Origin of the sequence: Pseudomonas sp. S5F11 (assembly GCF_019641515.1) — a bacterium.
Taxonomy (GTDB): Bacteria; Pseudomonadota; Gammaproteobacteria; order Pseudomonadales; family Pseudomonadaceae; genus Aquipseudomonas; species Aquipseudomonas rhodesiae.
Window position 1 is genome coordinate 69,252 of sequence record NZ_JAIFJZ010000001.1, and the last position, 17,218, is coordinate 86,469.

Annotated in this window: 15 protein-coding genes and 1 pseudogene; 6 read left to right on the plus strand and 10 right to left on the minus strand. The window is 62.5% G+C overall.

What is annotated here, in order from left to right:
* The first annotated feature begins 50 nt into the window (after nucleotides 1–50).
* Nucleotides 51–758 carry a YebC/PmpR family DNA-binding transcriptional regulator gene (locus K1567_RS00310; protein ID WP_034098834.1) on the plus strand — a complete coding sequence of 236 codons (708 nt, stop codon included), beginning with the start codon at nucleotides 51–53 and terminating at the stop codon, nucleotides 756–758.
* Nucleotides 759–920: 162 nt separating this feature from the next.
* On the opposite strand, the gene K1567_RS00315 is transcribed toward K1567_RS00310, so the two are convergent.
* From K1567_RS00315 to K1567_RS00330, 4 genes are all read right to left on the minus strand, one after another.
* The gene (locus K1567_RS00315; RefSeq protein WP_220697993.1) at nucleotides 921–2,228 is read right to left on the minus strand and encodes a protein kinase; all 1,308 of its coding nucleotides are present in this window, start codon (nucleotides 2,226–2,228) and stop codon (nucleotides 921–923) included.
* Between the two features lie 39 nt (nucleotides 2,229–2,267).
* The gene (gene zapE / locus K1567_RS00320) at nucleotides 2,268–3,362 is read right to left on the minus strand and encodes a cell division protein ZapE (RefSeq protein WP_047882690.1); all 1,095 of its coding nucleotides are present in this window, start codon (nucleotides 3,360–3,362) and stop codon (nucleotides 2,268–2,270) included.
* Nucleotides 3,363–3,471: 109 nt separating this feature from the next.
* Entirely contained in the window at nucleotides 3,472–4,209 is a 738-nt protein-coding gene (locus K1567_RS00325; protein WP_034098830.1) for an anti-sigma factor, read from the minus strand.
* The gene (locus tag K1567_RS00330) at nucleotides 4,206–4,712 is read right to left on the minus strand and encodes a sigma-70 family RNA polymerase sigma factor (RefSeq protein WP_034114253.1); all 507 of its coding nucleotides are present in this window, start codon (nucleotides 4,710–4,712) and stop codon (nucleotides 4,206–4,208) included. The genes K1567_RS00325 and K1567_RS00330 overlap by 4 nt, the downstream gene beginning before the upstream one ends.
* Before the next feature lie 276 nt (nucleotides 4,713–4,988).
* On the opposite strand from K1567_RS00330, the pseudogene K1567_RS00335 reads away from it, so the two are divergent.
* The 3 genes and pseudogenes from K1567_RS00335 to K1567_RS00345 form a co-directional block, all read left to right on the plus strand.
* Nucleotides 4,989–5,376, plus strand: a pseudogene (locus K1567_RS00335) (AMP-binding protein); the annotation flags it as partial.
* Between the two features lie 122 nt (nucleotides 5,377–5,498).
* A complete protein-coding gene (locus K1567_RS00340) occupies nucleotides 5,499–6,581 on the plus strand; it encodes a catalase family peroxidase (RefSeq protein ID WP_220697994.1) in 1,083 nt (360 codons plus the stop codon).
* Entirely contained in the window at nucleotides 6,578–7,117 is a 540-nt protein-coding gene (locus tag K1567_RS00345; protein WP_034098823.1) for a cytochrome b, read from the plus strand. Before K1567_RS00340 ends, K1567_RS00345 begins: the two co-directional genes overlap by 4 nt.
* A gap of 18 nt (nucleotides 7,118–7,135) precedes the next feature.
* Here the strand turns inward: K1567_RS00345 and K1567_RS00350 are convergent, their stop codons facing one another.
* Both K1567_RS00350 and K1567_RS00355 read right to left on the minus strand, forming a co-directional pair.
* Complete coding sequence (locus tag K1567_RS00350) at nucleotides 7,136–8,287, minus strand: M14-type cytosolic carboxypeptidase (protein WP_034138627.1); 1,152 nt, start codon at nucleotides 8,285–8,287, stop codon at nucleotides 7,136–7,138.
* Nucleotides 8,288–8,752: 465 nt separating this feature from the next.
* Nucleotides 8,753–9,103: a DUF6124 family protein gene (locus tag K1567_RS00355; RefSeq protein WP_034098818.1), complete on the minus strand. Its 351-nt coding sequence runs from the start codon at nucleotides 9,101–9,103 to the stop codon at nucleotides 8,753–8,755.
* Between the two features lie 131 nt (nucleotides 9,104–9,234).
* Here K1567_RS00355 and K1567_RS00360 point away from each other — a divergent pair, with 131 nt between their 5' ends.
* Nucleotides 9,235–9,870 (plus strand): LexA family transcriptional regulator, encoded by a 636-nt coding sequence (locus K1567_RS00360; protein WP_169868484.1) that lies wholly within the window; start codon nucleotides 9,235–9,237, stop codon nucleotides 9,868–9,870.
* Here the strand turns inward: K1567_RS00360 and K1567_RS00365 are convergent.
* From K1567_RS00365 to K1567_RS00380, 4 genes are read right to left on the minus strand one after another with little or no spacing between them, the layout of a single operon-like run.
* The gene (locus K1567_RS00365) at nucleotides 9,867–11,792 is read right to left on the minus strand and encodes an acetyl/propionyl/methylcrotonyl-CoA carboxylase subunit alpha (RefSeq protein WP_034098814.1); all 1,926 of its coding nucleotides are present in this window, start codon (nucleotides 11,790–11,792) and stop codon (nucleotides 9,867–9,869) included. The genes K1567_RS00360 and K1567_RS00365 overlap by 4 nt on opposite strands.
* Nucleotides 11,789–12,595 (minus strand): gamma-carboxygeranoyl-CoA hydratase, encoded by an 807-nt coding sequence (locus tag K1567_RS00370; RefSeq protein WP_220697995.1) that lies wholly within the window; start codon nucleotides 12,593–12,595, stop codon nucleotides 11,789–11,791. Before K1567_RS00370 ends, K1567_RS00365 begins: the two co-directional genes overlap by 4 nt.
* 15 nt (nucleotides 12,596–12,610) lie before the next feature.
* Entirely contained in the window at nucleotides 12,611–14,218 is a 1,608-nt protein-coding gene (locus K1567_RS00375; RefSeq protein ID WP_220697996.1) for a carboxyl transferase domain-containing protein, read from the minus strand.
* 11 nt (nucleotides 14,219–14,229) lie between these two features.
* A complete protein-coding gene (locus tag K1567_RS00380; protein ID WP_220697997.1) occupies nucleotides 14,230–15,393 on the minus strand; it encodes an isovaleryl-CoA dehydrogenase in 1,164 nt (387 codons plus the stop codon).
* Nucleotides 15,394–15,543: 150 nt separating this feature from the next.
* On the opposite strand from K1567_RS00380, the gene K1567_RS00385 reads away from it, so the two are divergent.
* A complete protein-coding gene (locus K1567_RS00385; RefSeq protein ID WP_169868481.1) occupies nucleotides 15,544–17,178 on the plus strand; it encodes an AMP-binding protein in 1,635 nt (544 codons plus the stop codon).
* The last annotated feature ends 40 nt before the right edge of the window (nucleotides 17,179–17,218 follow it).

Sequence of the window (17,218 nt, forward strand, 5' to 3'; positions counted from 1 at the left end):
AGCGCCGGCCAGTAGACGTTTCGGCGCGATGGACGAGAAGAGAGCGAGTCATGGGCGCACAGTGGAAAGTCAAACATAAAGAAGCGGCAGCCAATGCCAAGGGCAAAATCTTCGGCAAGCTGGTGAAAGAAATCACCATCGCCGCGCGCAACGGTGCTGACACCGCGACCAACGCCCACCTGCGTCTGGTGGTGGAGCAGGCCAAAAAAGCCTCGATGCCCAAGGAAACCCTGGACCGCGCCATCAAGAAAGGCGCCGGTCTGCTCGGCGAAACCGTGCAATACCACCGCGTGACCTACGAAGGGTTCGCGCCCCATCAGGTGCCGCTGATCGTCGAGTGTGTGACCGATAACATCAACCGCACCGTGGCGGAAATCCGCGTGGCATTCCGCAAAGGCCAACTGGGCGCTTCCGGTTCGGTAGCCTGGGACTTCAACCACGTCGGCCTGATCGAGGCCTCGCCGGACAGCCCGGACGCCGATCCTGAAATGGCCGCCATTGAAGCCGGCGCCCAGGATTTCGAGGACGGCGAAGAAGAGGGCACCACCCTGTTCATCACCGAAACCACCGACCTCGACGCCGTGCAGAAAGCCCTGCCGGAGCAAGGCTTCACCGTGCTATCGGCCAAGCTGGGCTATATCTCGAAGAATCCGGTGAGTGGTTTGACCGACGAGCAGATGGCTGAAGTCGAAGCCTTCCTCGAAGGCTTGGACAACCACGACGACGTGCAGGACATGTTCGTCGGCCTGGCGGGCTGATCGACGGCTGAGCAAGGTGGGAGGGGCGGTGCGACGATTCGACTTGCCCCCGATTACGGTGTGTCAGTGAAAGCGGGGCTGACTGTCGCACCGCCCCTCCCACATTTTGATCCAGTAATTTTCTATCCGAGCTGTTTTGAAGCCCCTCTGACATTGCCTTAATTAGTCAAAGTTGCAGATGGCGTGCAGCAACGCCTCGATCTCTTCGAACCCCGGCCGCGCCAGCACGTCCGGCTGACAGCAGCGCGCCTGCAACGCCGCCAGTGCCGCATCTACGGGTTCCCCCTCGATCCGCTCCAACAATTCCCCCAACAACACCCCGAAGGCTCGCACTTCGATGCGCTGCAATGCCCGGGTTTCCACGGTGTCCGCCACGGCGTGGAATGACGCCGCGCCAAAGTCCCCCAGCAAACAATCGCCCGTCGCGTTCCACAGAATATTGTGAGCGTACAGGTCGCCATGGGTGATGCCGTGACGGTGTAAATGCGCCGCCACCGAAGCCATGCCACGGGGTATACGCAGTGCGACATCGGCGCTGAAGCGGGTGTCGGGCGCGTAGATATCGCGCGTGCAGGACGCCAGGCTGGGCAGGGCGGCCAGGTTGCGGTAGCTCGGCTCGATCAGGTCCATCACCAAGGCGGCCTGGTCATCGGGGTGGCCGACCACGCGACCTTGCACCTTGATCAGGTTGGGATGCCGCCCGGCGGCGATGCACGCCTGCATTTCGTGCAGCGGTGAACCGTCGCTGGTAATCGTGCCTTTGTAGAGCTTGACCGCCACTGGCAGGGCCTGGGGTTTCCACAAGGCTTTGTGGATCACGCCGGAAGCCCCTTCGCCAAGCACTTCGGCCAATGCCAATTCGCCCCAGGGAATATCCGGCGTGGTGTCGTCTGCCTGGACTTCCACTGCCATTTCCACTGGGTTGCCGGCATAAGCCAGCCAGGTCAGGCTTGGCAGTGACAGCAGCCAGTCCGGCAGGTGGGTGAGGCGATTGGAGGCGATGCGGATCAGCTCCAGGTTGTGGCACTGAGCCAAGCTGCGTGGCAGTTGCTCCAGTTGATTGCCGGCCAGCATCAGCTTTTGCAGCAATGGCCGTTCACCCAACGCCTCGGGCAACTGGCGAATGCAGTTGTCGGTGAGGATCAGCCAGCGCAGCTGCGGCGGTAGGGCGGCGGCGGGCACTTGGCTGATCCGGTTGGCCTTGAAGCCGATCATGCTCAATTTCGCGCACTGACCCAGGCAGGTCGGCAGTTCGGTGAAGGCGTTGTCCGAGCAGAACAGCACGCGCAGGTGCGGCAGGCGATGCAGGTCGTCCGGCAAGCGGCTCAGGGCGTTACCGCTGAGGTTGAGGATTTCCAAGGTGTCGGCCAGTTCGAAGATTTCCCGAGGAAACTCGGTGAGCCCGCAGGAAAGATCCAGGCGCGTGATACCGGCCAATTGGCCGGCCTTGAGTTGGGCGAGGGTAGTCATGAACGGCGCGGTCACTCGGCAAGGGGGCGTAAAGGGCGCTCATGATACCGGGTCGGGCACGAGTTGCGGGTCGACCTGTTGCAATTGGCTCAGGCGGCTGGCGGTGCGGGCCAGGTCGATGGCCTCGCCCGCCAGGCAGTCGGCCAGAGGCTCGGTGCCGATCAGGGTCAGGCGTTTGTCGCGGTCGTAGAGCACGTCCACCAGATTGATGAAGCGTTGTTGTACGGCAATCGGGCACTGCGCCAGGTGGGGCAGGCCGTCGATGATCCAGTGATCGAACGTCTCGCATAGCAAGAGGTAGTCCATCACCGCCGTCAGTTGCTCGCAAAGATCGGCGAAGGTGAAGACGATGGTGCGCGCTTGGTGGTGGCGACACACCAGTTGCCGATTGCCCACCTGCAACTGCTGCGCTGGGCCTTGGGGCGCCGGCAGGCCGAGGGCCGCACGCTGCGCGGCCGTGCCTGGCCACAGGTAGACGCCGGCGGTAAAACGCTGCGTGGCATGGGCCTGGGGCAGGCTGCGAAAGTCCTGTGGCGAGCTGACTTCCAGCACGTCCATGCGCGCGGCGATCAGATCGATCACCGGCTTGAAGCGCTCGTGGTACAGCGGGTTGGGCAGCAGTCCTTCGGGCGCGTAGTTTGAGGTGACCAGCACCAGCATGCCGCGCTGGAACAGCGCTTTGAACAATCGGCTGATAAGCATGGCATCGCCGATATCGTGGACGTGGAACTCGTCGAAGCACAGCACCCGGCAATCTGCCAACAGCTCATCGAGGGTCACGCCCAGCGCGTCATCCTGTTCACGGTGCTGGAACATGCCCCGGTGCAGGCGCGCGAAGAAATCGTGGAAATGCACCCGCTGTTTCTCGGCCAGCGGCAGCGCCTGAAAGAAACCGTCCAACAGCCAGCTCTTACCGCGCCCCACCGGCCCGTGCAGGTACAGGCCACGGGTGGCTTGGCCGTCGAGCAGGTGGCCGGTCTCGCGGGCCATGGCGGCAATCGCTCGGGTCTGCCCGGCGCTGAGGGTGTAGCCCTGTTGTTGGGCTTTGTGCGCAAAAAACTCGGGGATGGAGGCGTCGCTGCGTGGCGCGCGTTGTTTACCAAGCAGGCGACGGATCAAAGTCGGCACGGCCACTGTGGATCACTCTGTGGGTCAAAGGTCGCTCACTTTAGGATGCTCTTCACGTTTTGACCAATCGCGAAGGCGCGCATCGGCCATCTCGAAAACGCATGACCCCCCACGACTAGAAGGTCTGCAGCGGCGCCACCGGGTGATCCACCGGGCTGACCACCGCGTAGTTATAGCCGCCACCGGACCAGTACTGCGCTTGTAGCCCATCGGCGGTGCGGCTGCCACGGGGCAGGAAGCCGTTGTCCGGGCCCGGCGGGCGGATGTAGAAACTGATACGCCGCCCCTGCGCGTCCTGGTACAGCACCATGGCAGCGGCGCCTTGATCGGTGGTGAGCAGACGCCCGCTGACCGGCGTGAAGCCCGACTGGCTCAAGTCCGGCAAGCGCTGGGCCTGTTGGAAGTAGCGGTCGAGCCAGGCTTGCATGGTGCCGCTGTCCTGAGCACGGTAGTCGGCGGGCAGGATGCCATCCTGGGCGAACAGGCGGAACGCCTGCATGGCATCGGCCATGGGTTGCAGCGGCGGTTGAGTCGCCTCGCGGGCCTGCCAGCCGCCCCAGCCGCCGAGGCTCACCGCCACCAGCAACAGCGCTGCCGTAGCCAAGTGGCGACGCGTATTGTGCCGGACGCGCTGGCGGATCAGCGCGGGGTCCAACTGCGGGTTGGCGGGCTGTTGCAGGGCGCCGCCCAAGGCTGCGCGCAATGCGTGTGCGTCCTGTTGCCAGGCCTGCACTTGGGCCGCCACCTCCGGGTGGGTCGCCAGCCAGGTGTCCAGGGCACGCCGGTCATTCTCGCAAAGCTGATGATCGACGTAGGCATGTAAGTCATGTTCGTTGGGAGGCAGGCTGATCATTTGAGTATCCGCAGAGAAGGGCTGGCAATTTCGCCATCGCTGAGTTGACGCAGGGCCTGGCGCGCCCGTGACAACCGCGACATCACGGTGCCGAGGGGTACGTCGAGAATCTCGGCGACTTCTTTGTAGCTCAAACCTTCCACGGACACCCACAGCAGCAGCGCGCGTTGCTCGGTGTTCAATTGATCGAAGGCTTGCAGGGTCGACTGGGCCATCACGGTGCGTTCGACCGAGGGCTGCACGTCTTCGCGTCCTGTAAAGAAGTCGAGCATGCGCGCATAACGGCGGGTACGGCGCTGGGCATCAAGAAACTGCCGGTAGAGGATCGAGAACAGCCATGCGCGCAGGTCGCCTTCCGGGCGTTTGTCGCCCCAGCGGGTGATTGCACGCTCCAAGGTGGCCTGCACCAGATCGTCGGCGCTGCTGGTGTTGCGCGTCAGGGACACGGCAAAGCGCCGCAGCCGGGGCAGGAGTTCGCGTAGCGGTTCGTCGAGTTCATGCATGGTGGGTCAGTCTAGCCAGTTGTAAGAGTAGACGTTCGCCCGCGTAGGTTATTCCATGCCTACCTGAAAGAAATGTTGCCCTTGTGGGGGCGCCCTTTCTGGATAGCCCACAGGCCTGTAATGCCCTACGCCCGCCTTAATCCAGCCTCGTGGCTACCGGTACAGGATCGTCCGCAATGAAGAGGGCGTGTTGATGAATTCACCGACAGGCAAAGCATGTTACTTCCGGCCGGAACTGGCGCATTTGCCGGCGGCGCAGCAAGTGATTTTCGCACACAGGCCCTGGCCGATCAGTGGGCGGCGCACTGCACGTTCTACAACGGTTGTGGGCCCACCGAAACCACCATCGTCAATACCTTGCACCGGCATGAGCCTAGCGCCTTGCTGACCATCGGTCGGCCAACCCCGAACAACACGGTGTATGTGCTCGACGAACAAGGGGCGCGCCTGTGAGCTGGGCCAACCTGGGGAAATGTAGGCCGGAGGGGCGGGTGTCACGACCGGCTACTTGAACAACCCGGCGTTGACCCAAAAGCGATATCGCCCCGATCCGTTCCTGGGCGGCGACAACCTGATGTTCCGCACCCGCGACTTGGGACGCTGGACGGCAGATGGCCGGCTCGAACACCTGGGGCGGGTGGATGACCAGGTCAAGGTGCGTGGGCTTTCTGAATCGCGGTATGTAAGGTCGTAATGCTGAAAAAAACTACAGTGAAGTGGGAATAAGCCTGCGTGGGTTTCGTCTCATAGCACTTTCCCCCTGCGGCCCTCGGCCCTGGAGTTTTTATGCTGGATCACCCATCACCGCCCCGTCCTGCCTTGAGTACCGCAAGCCTGGTGGCGCGTCTTGCCGCCATCGGTGTTGTGGTGGCCGGTTTGGCCGCGGCGTTTGCCTACGTCAATGGCACACTCGACCCACAGCGGCTGCGGCCTAAAACCTTGGTCAATGCCCTGGAGACCAACAACGGCGTGCACCCTGGCTATCGGCGCAACCACGCCAAAGGCGTGTGCGTGGCGGGTTACTTCCAAAGCTCTGCCGAGGCGCGCGCCTATTCCAGCGCCGAGGTGTTCAGCGAGACCAAAACCCCGTTGATCGGCCGCTTCGCCTTGCCCAGCGGCAACCCGTACGCGCCTGATAGCAGCGTGCCGATCCGCAGTTTTGCCGTGCAGTTCAGCCAGGCCAACGGCCAGCAATGGCGCACCGGTATGAACAGCATGCCGGTGTTCCCGGTGGGCACGCCCGAGGCGTTCTATCAGTTGCTCAAGGCGGGCGCGCCGGACCCGGCCACCGGCAAGCCGAACCCAGCGAACATGCCGGCGTTTTTTGCCGCCCATCCGGAGGCCGCACCGTTCCTGACATGGGTCAAGACCGCCAAACCGTCGGCCAGTTACGCGACCGAAACCTATAACGGCATCAATGCGTTTTATCTGGTGAACGCCGAGGGCAAGCGTCAAGCCGTGCGCTGGACGGTGGTGCCCCAAAGCCAAGACGCGGTGGGTGATACCGCCGTCGATGGTGCGGACTTCCTGGAGAAAGACCTGGTGCAGCGCCTGGCCGCCGGGCCGCTGCGCTGGCAGTTGAACATGACCCTGGCCAACCCCGGCGACGTGCTGGGCGATGCCAGCAAACCCTGGCCCGGCCCCCATACGGTGCTGAACGCAGGGACCCTGGTGGTGCAAAGCAGCCAGCCCCAGGCCGACGGCGACTGCCGCGATATCAACTTCGATCCGTTGATTCTGCCCAGCGGTATTCAAGCCTCCAATGACCCCTTGCTGGCGGCCCGCTCGGCGGCATACGCCAGTTCTTACCTGCGCCGCGCCGGCGAGGTCAGCCCCTTGCACCATGCTCCACAGGAGTCGAAACCATGAAGGCCTCTCCACAATTCTTCGCTCCCTTGGCGCGCCTGCTGCACTGGCTGATGGCGCTGATGGTCATCGCCATGCTGTTTATCGGCGCGGGCTTGGCGGCCTCGGTCTCGGAGCGGCATGCTTGGCTGATCCAACTGCATAAACCGTTGGGTATTGCGATTCTGGCGCTGGTTATCGTCAGGCTGGTGGTGCGCTTTTCCACGCAGCAACCGCCTCTGCCCCAGGACCTGCCGCAGTGGCAAGTGCTGGCGGCAAAGGCATCGCACCTGATGTTGTATGGTCTGATGCTGGCGTTGCCGCTGCTGGGTTGGGCTATGATTTCAGCGGCGGGCGACCCGGTGATGCTCAGCAGCTCCGTACGACTGCCGGCGCTAGTGGAGGCGAACGCACCGTTGTTCGCGCTGCTGCGTAAGGCCCATGGGTACCTGGCGTACCTGCTGTTTCTCACGGTGTTGGTGCACCTGGCGGCGGCGTTGTTTCATGGGCTGATCCGACGCGATGGCGTGTTGCAGAGCATGACCGGCACCAAGGACTGATGCCGGGGTTCGTTGCTGTCAGCGCAACAGGCCGACGATATCGGCGACGCTGCTCAGCACATCCTTGCCCAGTTGTTTCGAGCGCTCGCCCGACCAGCCGGTTTTCGGGTTGGGCGCGTCGTTGTTGTCCTTGAAGGGCATTTCCAAGGTCAGCGACAGGCAATCGTACTTTTGGCCGACCGCATTGCAGGCCAACGTCATGTTGGCTTCGCCCGGCAGGTCGCGGGTGTAGCCATGGGTGGTCTGGAAGTCACGAGTCAAGCCGCTGAGGTGGCTGCGAAAGTGCTTTTCCAGGGCTTCAATGCGCGGGGTGTAGCCTGGGTTGCCTTCGCAGGCAGCGGCGAATACATAGGGGATTTCTTCGTCACCGTGGATATCCAGGAACAGGTCCACGCCGTACTGTTCCATCTGCTGTTGCACGAACAGCACTTCCGGGCTGAGGTCCTGGCTTGCGCTCTGCCACGCGCGGTTGAGGTCCTGGCCCATGGCGTTGGTACGCAGGTGCCCGTGGAAGGCGCCGTCTGGATTCATATTCGGCACCAGGTACAGGTCAGCCACCGCCAGCAGTTTTTTCAGCTCGGCATCGCCGTCCTGTTGCAAGCGTTCGATGATCCCTTCCATAAACCATTCGGCCATGTGTTCGCCCGGATGTTGCTGGGCGATGATCCATACGTTGCGTCGTCCTTCGCCGCCTTTGCCCCGGCGCAGCAACTGAATGTCGCGGCCTTCGACACTCTTGCCGGTGGCCAGCAATTGGGTGCCGGTGTGTTTGAGCGCCTGCTCGATCAAGCCGTCATGACGTTCGCGGCTGTAGGGTTCGAAGTAGGCGAACCAGGCGTGCTTCTCGCGAGTCTCCAGGCTGATGTGCAAGATTTCGCCATCGAAGCGTGTCGGCACGCGGAACCAGTTGACGTGGTCGTAGGAGGCTACGGCGTTGTAGCCGCTCCAGGCATGGGGATATGAAGAGCGCCCGGCATTGCTCAGGCGGAAGGTGTGGGTATGGCCCACATGCATACCCTCGGCCTTGAAGTGAAACCACTGGAAATGTTGGCTGCGAGTGTCGGGTTTGATCGCCAGCAGCAATTGATAGGCATCGCTGGCGTCCAGCACCTGGATATTGCCACTGTCGAAGTCGGTACTGATTCTGATGGAGGTCAAGGCCACTGTCATAGTCTGGTTGCCTGATTATGAGTATTGTGGCGGCTATATTACACAGGAGTCCGGTAAAGCCTGGATGCAAAATTGTTGCGCAGGGAGGGGGGCATCATCCTTGACGCCGCCGCAGCTTAGAATTTATGAGATTGATTCTCAAGCGCTATTTCCCAAAGATGTGAGCCAGAGCCTTTGGGTGGCTTTCATTCGGCGATGGTCTTTTGCTACCATGCGCGCCATCACGCAACACACAGTCTTCATTAGCCTGAAGCCATGCCAGGAAAACTGGCAAAAAAAAGACCCGGCCAAAGAGCCGGGTCAAAAACCGTGATTAGCCTGATGAGGAGATATTCCAAGAGTCCGACCTAAGGTCTCTTGGTCTATCGACTGATCTCGCGATCAGCTGGGCCCAATAATAATCATTATCATTTGCAAGTCAAATGTTTTTATCCGTGGGATAGAAATATTTTTCCTTTGCGCCTATCAGCTGTCCGCCTGCGCTTCGCGCACCTGCAACGACCGCTCGACCATCGCCTTCGCCATATCGATCAAATACACCACTGAAAACGCCAGGTCCCGCTGATTACCCTGGTGGTTGCTCGCGGATTCATACGCAGTGGCCGCCGCACTGCGCAGCAGGTCCGAGGCATGTATCAAGGCTTCTTCCTGACTGATACCTGCTTTGATGGCGAACAACGCCTCGTTCGCCACCGGCGTCGACATCTCTTCTTTCAAGTAGAAATCCAGCGCACGCTGGGCGGCGCCGCTGCTGCGCAAGTCTTGCAGCTCATCGTTTTCAGCGGGTTCAGGCAGGAGGTACGGGCTCGTCGTCATAAGGGGCAGTACTCTGGGTGGGTGTTGAAAACCTTATGCCTGATAATAGTACGTATCGTATTTATGTCGTTTTATGGATTACTACAAACTGTTTATTGCCCTGAAAAATACCTGACGTATTGTCTGGCCCCATGGATAAATGGATCGCGTTGGTCAGGGCCAACATGAAAGACCGCAAGGTCACGCAAGGTGGACTGGCTGAGCGCTTGGGCATGTCCCAGGGGGGCGTCGGTCATTGGCTCAACAAGCGTCGCGTGCCGAGCCTGGAGGACATGAACCGGGTGCTGGAAGCATTGGGTCTGGGTGATCTGGAAGTGGTGCAGGAAGTGCGCGAGCGTCGCGCCGAACCGGCAGTGCCGACGCCACGGCACACGGCGTTTTTCCGCTACCCCGTCAACGAATGGAGAGGCCTGGGCGAAGCCCGCGAGGAGCGCCCGGCCTATGCTGGCGCGCGCTATGAAACCACGGATTATCACGCGAGGGGCGACGCCTTCTGGTTGCCGGTCACGGGCGATGCCATGACCGCGCCCAGTGGCTTGAGCATCGGCGCAGGCATGATGATCCTGGTAGACCCGGCCATCAGTGCCGGCCCCGGTAAACTGGTGGTCGCGCAATGGGCCGACAACCCTCACGCGACCTTCCGCCAGTTACGGGAGGAGAGCGGCCAACTCTACCTGGTGCCGCTCAACCCCACGTACCCTAAACAGCTGTTCACCGAGGCGTGTCGCATCCTCGGTGTGGTGGTGCAGGCCATGGCGAGGTTCTAGTCCGCCGTTTCCAGCTCCACCAGCGTGCAGCCTTCGGCGACCATTTCGCCTTCCTGACAGAACAGTGCCTTGACCACCCCGGCTTCGGGAGCACGGATGCTGTGTTCCATCTTCATCGCTTCGAGCACCACCAGTTGGGTGCCGGCCTCGACCGCCTGGCCGGCTTGCACTAGCACCCGCACAATGCTGCCGTTCATGGGCGCCGTCAGGCCACCCTGATGGGATTGGTTGGCTTCCACGGCGGCAATCGGGTCGAACAGGCTGACCCCATGCATTTCACCGTCCCAGCGTACAAACACGCCGCCGTCGTGCCGGACCGCCAGATAGCTGCGACGCACGCCATCGCGCTCGATGCTCAACTGCTCGCCGTGCAACTGCGTAATGTCTGGCGCCAGGGTCACCAGTCGGTCCTGCCCGTTGCAGCTCAAGTGCAACGAAACCTCAGCGGGCAACCCCGCGCGAAAGCCACGGGTGTTTGCCCACGGGCCGTCCCCGGCGGGCAGGCTGTGCATGAGCGCGGCACCTGCGGCCTGCCAGAAATCATCACTCAGCGCGCCGGTCGGCGGCAGCAATTGTTCCTGATAGCGCGGAATAAATCCGGTATCCAGTTCCGCTGCGGCGAATGCCGGGTGCCCAATAATGCGCCGCAGGAAGCCCAGGTTGGTCTTCAGCCCGCCCACGGCGAATTCGTCGAGCATGCTCAGCAAGCGCAGGCGCGCCTGTTCACGGTCCTCGCCCCAGGCAATCAACTTGCCCAACATCGGATCGTAGAAGGGTGAAACGCTGTCCCCCTCACTCACGCCACTGTCCACGCGGCGCCCAGGGCCGGGGGCGGATTCGCGGTACAGCGCCAAGTGCCCGGTGGCGGGCAGAAAATCATTGGCCGGGTCCTCGGCATACAGACGCACTTCGATGGCATGCCCGATCAAGGGCACCTGCGCCTGGGTGATCGGCAGCGCCTGGCCCTGGGCCACGTGGATCTGCCAGGCCACCAGGTCCAGACCGGTAATCGCTTCGGTGACCGGGTGTTCGACCTGCAACCGCGTATTCATCTCCATAAAGAAGAACTCGCCGCGCGCGTCGAGCAAAAACTCCACGGTGCCGGCGCCGACATAGCCGATCGCCTGGGCCGCCCGCACGGCAGCCTCGCCCATGGCACGGCGCTGTTCAGCGCTCAAACCGGGGGCCGGAGCTTCCTCCACGACCTTCTGATGACGGCGCTGAATCGAGCAATCCCGTTCATTCAGGTACAGGCAGTGCCCGTGCTGGTCGGCGAAAACCTGGATTTCCACATGACGGGGCTTGAGCAGGTATTTCTCCACCAGCATCTGGGCGTTGCCAAATGACGACAACGCCTCGCGCTGGGCAGAGGCCAGGGCGTCGGCCAATTGGCTGACATCCTCGACCACTTTCATGCCTTTGCCGCCGCCGCCGGCCGTAGCCTTGAGCAGCACCGGGTAACCGATGCGGGCACAGGCGTCGCGGAAAGTCTCCAGGTCTTGGGCCTCGCCGTGGTAACCCGGTACCAGGGGCACGCCGGCGGTTTCCATCAACGTTTTGGCTGCGGATTTACTGCCCATGGCGTCGATGGCAGCGGCGGGCGGGCCGAGGAAGATCAAGCCGGCGGCTTCGATGGCGCGGGCGAACCCGGCGTTTTCCGAGAGAAACCCGTAGCCCGGATGAATCGCCTGGGCGCCGCTGGCCTGGGCGGCGGCGATCAGTTTGTCGATTTGCAGGTAACTGTCGCTGGCCTTGCTGCCCCCCAGGTCGACGCAGATATCCGCTTCACGGCAATGGCGCGCATCGCGGTCGATGGCGCTGTGCACGGCCACGGTGGTCAGCCCCATGGCCTTGGCGGTGCGCATCACGCGACAGGCGATTTCACCCCGGTTGGCCACCAGTATGCGGGTCAAAGTACTCATGAACGCGGCTCCTGCGCTTGCCAGCTCGGTGGACGTTTTTGCAGGAAGGCGCGCAAGCCTTCCTGGCCATCGGGGCTGACGCGGATACGGGCTATGGCGTTTTCGCAGTAGCGGCGCAACGCCGGGGTGAGGGCGCCGTTGCCGACTTCGCGCAGCAGATCCTTGCTGGCGCGCATCGCCGCCGGGCTGTTATGCAGCAGGTTGGCTATCCAGTGTTCGACGTGAATCTCCAGCTCGTCCGCCGGGTAGCTTTCCGCCAACAGGCCGATCTCGCGCGCGCGCTGGCCGCCGAAGCGCTCGGCGGTGAGGGCATAGCGCCGTGCCGCGCGTTCACCGATGGCTTGCACCACGAACGGGCTGATCACCGCCGGCGCCAGGCCGATGCGCACTTCCGACAGGCAGAACTGCGCATCGTCGGCGCCGATGGCCATGTCGCAGCAACTGATCAAGCCCAGGGCGCCGCCGTAGGCTGCACCTTGCACCACCGCCAGGGTGGGGATTTTCAGCTTGGCCAAGTTGTACATCAGTTCCGCCAGTTCGCGGGCGTCGTCGAGATTGGTGTGGTAATCCAGCTCGGCCGATTGCTGCATCCAGGCCAGGTCGGCCCCAGCGCTGAAATGCTTACCGCGCCCGCGCAGCACCAGGAACCGCAGGGAAGCATCGCCCTGCACCTGGTCGAGGGCGATGATCAGCTCGCGGATCATCTCGGCATTGAACGCGTTGTTCTTGGCTTCACGACTGAGCCACAGCGTGGCAAAGCCACGGCGGTCGGCGATCAGTTCGAGGGTGTTGAAATCGCTCATGGGGTGCTGCTCCATTTACATGCGGAACACGCCGAAGCGGCTCGGCTCGATGGGGGCGTTCAAGGCCGCGGACAGGGCCAGGGCCAGCACGTCGCGGGTCTGCAACGGATCGATCACGCCGTCATCCCACAGGCGCGCGCTGGAATAGTAGGGGTGCCCCTGGGTTTCGTACTGGTCGAGGATCGGCTGCTTGATCGCCGCTTCCTCCTCGGCGCTGAACCCGGCGCCCGCGCGTTCGGCCTGCTCGCGCTTGACCTGCACCAGCACGCCGGCCGCCTGTTCGGCGCCCATCACGCCGATGCGCGCGTTCGGCCACATCCACAAAAAGCGCGGGTCATAGGCGCGACCGCACATGCCGTAGTTACCGGCGCCAAAGCTGCCGCCGATGATCACGGTGAATTTGGGCACCTTGGCGCAGGCCACTGCCGTCACCAGTTTGGCGCCGTGCTTGGCAATGCCGCCGGCCTCGTATTTCTGGCCGACCATAAAGCCGGTGATGTTCTGCAGGAACAGCAGGGGGATGCCGCGCTGACAGGCCAGTTCGATAAAGTGCGCGCCTTTCTGCGCGGCTTCGGCGAACAGGATTCCGTTATTGGCCAGGATCGCAATCGGGTAGCCGTGCAGATGGGCGAAACCGCACACCAGCGTGGTGCCGAACAGCGCCTTGAACTCATCGAACACCGAACCGTCCACCAGTCGCGCGATCACTTCGCGTACGTCGAACGGCTGTTTGGGGTCGGCTGGAATCACGCCGTACAACTCTTCGCCGCTGTACAGCGGTGCCACCGGCGTACGTTGCAGCAACTGGCCCTGTTTGTGCCAATTGAGGTTGGCCACGCTGCGGCGGGCCAGGGCCAGGGCGTGTTCATCGCTGTCGGCATAGTGGTCGGCCACGCCCGAGATTTTGCAATGCACATCCGCGCCGCCAAGGTCTTCGGCGCTGACCACTTCCCCGGTGGCGGCCTTCACCAACGGCGGGCCGGCCAGAAAGATCGTGGCCTGCTGGCGCACCATGATGGCTTCGTCGGCCATGGCCGGCACATAGGCGCCGCCGGCGGTGCATGAGCCCATCACCACGGCAATCTGCGGGATGCCTTGGGCGCTCATATTGGCTTGGTTGAAAAAGATCCGCCCGAAGTGTTCGCGGTCGGGAAACACCTCGTCCTGACGCGGCAGGTTGGCACCGCCGGAGTCCACCAGATAGATGCACGGCAGGCGATTCTGCTCTGCGATGGTCTGGGCGCGTAGGTGTTTTTTCACGGTCAGCGGGTAGTAGGAACCGCCTTTGACCGTGGCGTCGTTGGCCACAATCATGCACTCCACGCCTTCGACGCGACCGATTCCGGCGATGACGCCGGCCGCGGGCACGTCTTCGCCGTAAACCTGATAGGCGGCGAGTTGGCTGAGTTCAAGAAACGGCGAGCCCGGATCGAGCAGGCGATTGATGCGTTCGCGCGGCAACAGTTTGCCCCGTGAGGTGTGCCGCTCTTGAGCCTTGGCACCGCCGCCTTGCTGCACGTGAGCGAGTAGAGTGTGCAGGGCGGCGACCTGTTGGCGCATCGCCGCGCTGTTGGCGGCGAACTCCGCCGAGCGCGGGTTGAGCTGGGTGTGCAAGGTGGCCATGGCGCGTGCCCTCAGCGAGTTTCGTTGAACAGTTCGCGACCGATCAGCATCCGCCGGATTTCACTGGTGCCGGCGCCGATTTCGTACAGCTTGGCATCGCGCAACAGGCGCCCGGCGGGGAATTCGTTGATGTAGCCGTTGCCGCCGAGAATCTGGATCGCATCCAGGGCCATTTGCGTGGCCCGTTCGGCGCTGTAGAGGATCACCCCGGCGGCGTCCTTGCGGGTGGTCTCGCCACGTTCGCAAGCCTGGGCCACCGCATACAGGTAGGCGCGGCTGGCGTTGAGTTGGGTGTACATATCGGCGACTTTGCCCTGGATCAACTGGAACTCGCCGATGCTTTGGCCGAACTGCTTGCGGTCGTGGATGTACGGCACGATCAGGTCCATGCACGCCTGCATGATCCCGGTGGGGCCGCCGGAGAGCACCACGCGCTCATAGTCCAGGCCGCTCATCAGCACTTTCACGCCGCCGTTGAGCGCGCCGAGGATGTTGTCTTCGGGCACTTCGACGTCATCGAAAAACAGCTCGCAGGTGTTGGAGCCGCGCATGCCCAATTTGTCGAACTTGTTGCTGCGGCTGAAGCCCTTCCAGTCGCGCTCGACAATAAACGCGGTGATGCCGTGTGGGCCTTTTTCCAAGTCAGTCTTGGCGTAAATCACATAGGTGTTGGCATCGGGACCGTTGGTGATCCAGGTCTTGCTGCCGTTGAGCACATAGTGGTCGCCGCGCTTGTCGGCGCGCAGCTTCATCGAGACCACATCGGAGCCGGCGTTCGGCTCGCTCATGGCCAAGGCGCCGACGTGTTCGCCGCTGATCAGTTGGGGCAGGTACTTGAGCTTCTGTGCGTGGTTACCGTTGCGGTTGATCTGATTCACACAGAGATTGGAGTGAGCGCCGTAGGACAACGCCACCGATGCCGAGCCTCGGCTGATTTCTTCCATGGCCACCACATGCGCCAGGTAACCCAGGCCGGCGCCGCCGTACTCTTCCGGCACGGTGATGCCGAGCAGGCCCATGTCCCCGAATTTGCGCCACAGGTCGGCGGGGAACAGGTTGTCGCTGTCGATTTGCGCCGCGCGCGGTGCGATCTCTTTGGCCACGAAGGACTGCACCTGGTCGCGCAGCATGTCGATGGTTTCGCCGAGGGCGAAGTTCAGGGACGGGTAACTCATGGACAGGCACCTTAATGTGAGCTTTGTTGTTGTGTGGTCGGCGCGCCAGGGGAGGGCGCTCACCTTTACGTTAACGTAAGCTTGCGTTGTGACGCTGTCAATCGTAGTTTACGTTTACGTCAACTTACAAAAAAGATAACAGGGGTCGTTATGGATCAACCGCATCAGAGCTACAGCCGTGGCTCCCAGGACAAGACCTTACTGGCCATGACCATCGGCCAGGCCTTCGATCACACAGTGGCGCAATTCCCCGATGGCGAAGCGCTGGTGGTGCGCCATCAGTCACGGCGTTATACCTGGCGGCAACTGGCCGATACCGTCGACCTGCACGCCCGCGCCTTCCTCGCCTTGGGCCTGCAAACCGGCGACCGCTTGGGCATCTGGGCGCCGAACTGCGCCGAGTGGTTGATCAGCCAGATTGCCAGCGCCAAGCTCGGCGTGATCCTGGTCAATATCAACCCGGCGTACCGCACCAGCGAGCTGGACTACGTGCTCAGACAGTCCGGTTGTCAGTGGCTGGTGTGCGCCGGGGCGTTCAAGGGTTCCGATTACCACGGAATGCTCCAGGAACTGCAACCCGACCTGCGCGGCATCATCAGCCTCGATCCCAGCCCGCCGGCAGGCTTTATGCCCTGGTCGACGCTGGCCGCCCTCGGCGCCGAGGTAACGCCCGAGCAACTGCACCAGCGCCAGGCCAGCCTGCACTTCGATCAAGCCGTTAATATCCAGTACACCTCCGGCACCACCGGGTTCCCCAAGGGCGCCACGCTCAGTCATCACAATATTCTTAATAACGGCTACATGGTCGGTGAGAGCCTGGGCCTGACCGCCCAAGATCGCTTGGTGATCCCGGTGCCGCTGTATCACTGCTTTGGCATGGTGATGGGCAACCTGGGCTGTATCACCCATGGCACCGCCATGATCTACCCGAACGACGGCTTCGACCCATTGCTGACCCTCAGCGCCGTCGCCGAAGAACGCGCCACCGGCCTGTATGGCGTGCCCACCATGTTTATCGCGCTGCTTGATCACCCGCGGCGCGGTGAGTTCGAGCTGTCCAGCCTGCGCACCGGCATCATGGCCGGCGCCACGTGCCCCATCGAAGTGATGCGCCGCGTGATCAGCGAGTTGCACATGGGCGAAGTGCAGATCGCCTACGGTATGACCGAAACTAGCCCAGTGTCCTTGCAGACCGGGCCACAGGATGATCTGGAGCGCCGGGTCACCACCGTCGGCCGCACCCAACCGCAGTTGGAAACCAAGATCATCGACATCGATGGCAACACCGTCGCGCGCGGTGAAATCGGCGAGCTGTGCACCCGAGGCTACAGCGTCATGCTCGGCTACTGGAATAATCCCGAGGCAACCCGCGAGGCCATCGACGAGGCCGGCTGGATGCACACCGGCGATCTGGCAAGCATGGATGAGCACGGCTATGTGCGCATCGCTGGACGCAATAAGGACATGATCATTCGCGGCGGCGAAAACGTGTACCCGCGCGAGTTGGAGGAGTTTTTCTTCACCCACCCGGCGGTGGCCGATGTGCAGGTGATCGGCATTCCGGATGCGCGCTACGGCGAAGAAATCGTCGCCTGGATCAAACTCCACCCGGGCCACGCGACCGATGAGCTGGATTTGCAGGGCTGGTGCAAGGGTCGCATTGCGCACTTCAAGACGCCTAAGCACTTCAAGTTCGTGGATGAGTTTCCGATGACCGTCACGGGCAAGATCCAGAAGTTTCGCATGCGCGAGATCAGCCTCCAGGAGTTGAGCACCGAGCGCTGAAACGGGGTGCTGGGCTACCGCGTTCGGCCTGCGCCAGCTG

Excerpts from the sequence above, each read along its gene's own strand:
- K1567_RS00380 (WP_220697997.1), bottom strand. The coding sequence starts at position 15,393 with ATGAGTTACCCGTCCCTGAACTTCGCCCTCGGCGAAACCATCGACATG.
- K1567_RS00365 (WP_034098814.1), bottom strand. The coding sequence starts at position 11,792 with ATGAGTACTTTGACCCGCATACTGGTGGCCAACCGGGGTGAAATCGCC.
- K1567_RS00340 (WP_220697994.1), top strand. The coding sequence starts at position 5,499 with ATGCTGGATCACCCATCACCGCCCCGTCCTGCCTTGAGTACCGCAAGC.
- K1567_RS00315 (WP_220697993.1), bottom strand. The coding sequence starts at position 2,228 with ATGACTACCCTCGCCCAACTCAAGGCCGGCCAATTGGCCGGTATCACG.
- K1567_RS00370 (WP_220697995.1), bottom strand. The coding sequence starts at position 12,595 with ATGAGCGATTTCAACACCCTCGAACTGATCGCCGACCGCCGTGGCTTT.
- K1567_RS00385 (WP_169868481.1), top strand. The coding sequence starts at position 15,544 with ATGGATCAACCGCATCAGAGCTACAGCCGTGGCTCCCAGGACAAGACC.
- K1567_RS00310 (WP_034098834.1), top strand. The coding sequence starts at position 51 with ATGGGCGCACAGTGGAAAGTCAAACATAAAGAAGCGGCAGCCAATGCC.
- K1567_RS00345 (WP_034098823.1), top strand. The coding sequence starts at position 6,578 with ATGAAGGCCTCTCCACAATTCTTCGCTCCCTTGGCGCGCCTGCTGCAC.
- K1567_RS00330 (WP_034114253.1), bottom strand. The coding sequence starts at position 4,712 with ATGCATGAACTCGACGAACCGCTACGCGAACTCCTGCCCCGGCTGCGG.
- K1567_RS00375 (WP_220697996.1), bottom strand. The coding sequence starts at position 14,218 with ATGGCCACCTTGCACACCCAGCTCAACCCGCGCTCGGCGGAGTTCGCC.
- K1567_RS00355 (WP_034098818.1), bottom strand. The coding sequence starts at position 9,103 with ATGACGACGAGCCCGTACCTCCTGCCTGAACCCGCTGAAAACGATGAG.
- K1567_RS00350 (WP_034138627.1), bottom strand. The coding sequence starts at position 8,287 with ATGACAGTGGCCTTGACCTCCATCAGAATCAGTACCGACTTCGACAGT.
- K1567_RS00325 (WP_034098830.1), bottom strand. The coding sequence starts at position 4,209 with ATGATCAGCCTGCCTCCCAACGAACATGACTTACATGCCTACGTCGAT.
- K1567_RS00360 (WP_169868484.1), top strand. The coding sequence starts at position 9,235 with ATGGATAAATGGATCGCGTTGGTCAGGGCCAACATGAAAGACCGCAAG.